2 protein-coding genes are annotated in these 2,764 nt (G+C 31.6%); one reads left to right on the top strand and one right to left on the bottom strand.

Annotated elements, in window-relative coordinates:
- Positions 1-241: 241 nt before the first annotated feature.
- Entirely contained in the window at positions 242-1,306 is a 1,065-nt protein-coding gene (locus GXX20_08575; GenBank protein ID HHW31708.1) for a substrate-binding domain-containing protein, read from the top strand.
- Here the strand turns inward: GXX20_08575 and GXX20_08580 are convergent.
- Positions 1,300-2,586, bottom strand: coding sequence for an MFS transporter (locus GXX20_08580; GenBank protein HHW31709.1), 1,287 nt, complete (start codon positions 2,584-2,586; stop codon positions 1,300-1,302). The two genes, GXX20_08575 and GXX20_08580, sit on opposite strands and share 7 nt — an antisense overlap.
- Positions 2,587-2,764: the final 178 nt, after the last annotated feature.

Raw genomic sequence — 2,764 nt, forward strand, 5'->3', positions numbered from 1 at the left:
CTTCCCTTAAGACCTCAATCACTATTTTTGCTTTTTCTTCCGGTGTAAAATTTCTTCTCTTTTCCATAGTTCCATTCTAACTTATTTTGGCCGTTTTGTCTGTCTTAATTTCTGGTATCATTATAAAATATGATAAATAATTGCAAAAAAAAAAGACTTATCTTATAATTTATAAAAAGTAATTAAAAATATAATTATTTATATTATTTAATTTGAGTTTAATTATCATAGGGATGTGGCTATGAAAAAAACAACTGTTAAAGAAATTGCGAAAGCACTTAACGTTTCTGTTGCTACAGTATACAGGGCATTAAATAATACTGGGTATGTTAAGGCATCAACAAAAGAACAAATATTAAAAAAAGCCGAAGAACTTAACTATCGACCAAATCTTATTGCTCGTAAATTTGCTATGTCTAGCAAATTTCGAATATTAATTATTATGCCTATACATCCTTCTTTCTATTGGAATGATGTAAGATTAGGAGTTTCTATGGCTGAACAGGAGTTATCAGAATTTGGAGTAGAAATCTTAGTTGAGTCGATAGATAATCAAATATTTAATACTATACCCGTGGAAGAAGTTATAAAAATAGTGGAGAAATCTAAACCAAATGGACTATTAGTTACTCATGGGCGTATACAAGAATTTAGTAAACTATTAAGCTATGCAAAAGAAAAAAAAATAGCGACAGCTATATATAATGACGGGCAAGAATATCAAGACAGAATTTTTTATTATGGTCCTAATAAAGAAATAGCTGGTAGGGTAGCAGGAGAATTAACAGGAAAGTTTATACGAGGAAAGGGGATTGTATGTGTATTAGCAAGAACATATTATTTATCAGCTTATACCCAAAGAATAATGGGATTTGTTAGTTATTTAAATGAATATAGTCCAGAAATAGTACTTTCTAATATTTATACTTACAAAGAAGGAAATGATGAAGCTGTTTTAGATAACATTCTAAAAAATTATCCTGATGTTAACGCTCTCTATATCATGGATGCTGCAGGGGCAGGTATATTTGGTCAATATTTAAAAGAAAGAGGCATCAAAGATATTGTTGTAGTTGGTCATGAATCATCACCTTTATCAAGGCAAATGCTCATGGAAGGATATGTAACAGCTCTAATATGCGATAAAAAGGTATGTCAGGGATATTATCCAGTCAAACTATTATATGATTATTTGTCTACAGGTGTGCTCCCTGAAAAGCGAGATTTGTGTACAGATATAAATGTTGTTTTAAGAGAAAATTCACTATATTTAGAAGACTATAGATATGGTTGTGGATTTCAATAATAATGAATGATTTTCATCCTTTTACACAGAATTATTAAAATCACAATGCAGGCTATTAGCATGAATAGTGAAAATATATAAAGCAAACGTGGATTAAAATCATATATATATCCCGACACAAGACCCATAACTGCAGTTAATATCGAAATTATCGTATATGAAAGGGAATAGATTCCTGAACGTTCATTGCCATCAGTATATTCTGCAAGCACAGCATCAACAAAAGGCTTAAATATACTGTAACCAATGGCAGAGAATATAACACTTGTACATGCTGCAAAAAAATTGGAGGTAGGAATGGAGACAAAAAGAAACAGGGACAGTGCTTGAAATCCCAGGCCCCATATCATGTTTTTTAATGTATTATATTTAATAATAACAGGAATGATAAAAATATTTACTATAAGCATCATCACTGAATTTATGCCACCAAGTATGGATGCTGCAGATGCATCAATTTTTAAAACCTCAGTTATATATGGCACATAATACAGACTGGTATGTGCGGCTATAGTAACATAGATATTAAAGAGAACAAAGATACATATAACCAGTACCAATTCGGGTTTTTTCTTTAAAGCAGGAAATACGTTCTTATAAGGGCCGTTTTTTATGGCATTTAAGAGCTCAGTACCAAGTTTCTTATCCTTTTGTTTATTCAGTATTTCCTGTCCTGCTTTTGTTTCAACATAATAATGGTTTCTGACAATCATCATTATGAAAGTACTAATGGCTGCGAACATAAGCAGTATTCTTTCTGCAGGGATTATTCCTATTTGTTTTACAAGTAAGCCAGATAAAGGTGTAGTTACTCCTGCAACAATCGAAATTATATTAAGTAAATTAAAAGCAGTAACTCTTTGTTCGTTGTCAGCATCTTCAACTACCATTAAATTATAGGATACTAACGTAATTCTCATAAAAGCATGAAGGAAGTAGCCTATAGCAAACATCCAGAATGAGTTTGCAAAGAAGTATACCATCATTACTAAAGGCCAGCATATCAAATCAAATATTAATGTCGATTTTTTTCTTCCCAGGATATCTACGATTACACCGCTGAAAAGGGAAATAATTGAGCCTGCAATAAATTCTATTGCAATTAAAAATCCTATTTGCTTGTCAGTAACACCTAAGCTTTTCATATAAAGGCTCAAATAGAAATTATACAATGTGTAGGGTATTGCCCAGAAAGGATCTGAGAGAACTGAGACTTTAGTGTTGCCTTTTAGTATTTTTAATGATTTTACTATATTAGTGGATTTTATGTTTACTGACAACTGTAACCTCTCCTTTATAGATGCTGCAAGGTCAAATCTTATGATAATAAAGTTTGTGTCAAGTATTAGTGGGCAAATTTTTCATTTTCCTTGCAGTAAGAATTTGTCAATATTTTTATGCTTAGCTTGAGCCTACTTACCGCATTTATTCCACGGTTCCCTTGACAACGAGCCTCTA

Source organism: Clostridiaceae bacterium, from assembly GCA_012840395.1.
Classification (GTDB): domain Bacteria; phylum Bacillota; class Clostridia; order Acetivibrionales; family DULL01; genus DULL01.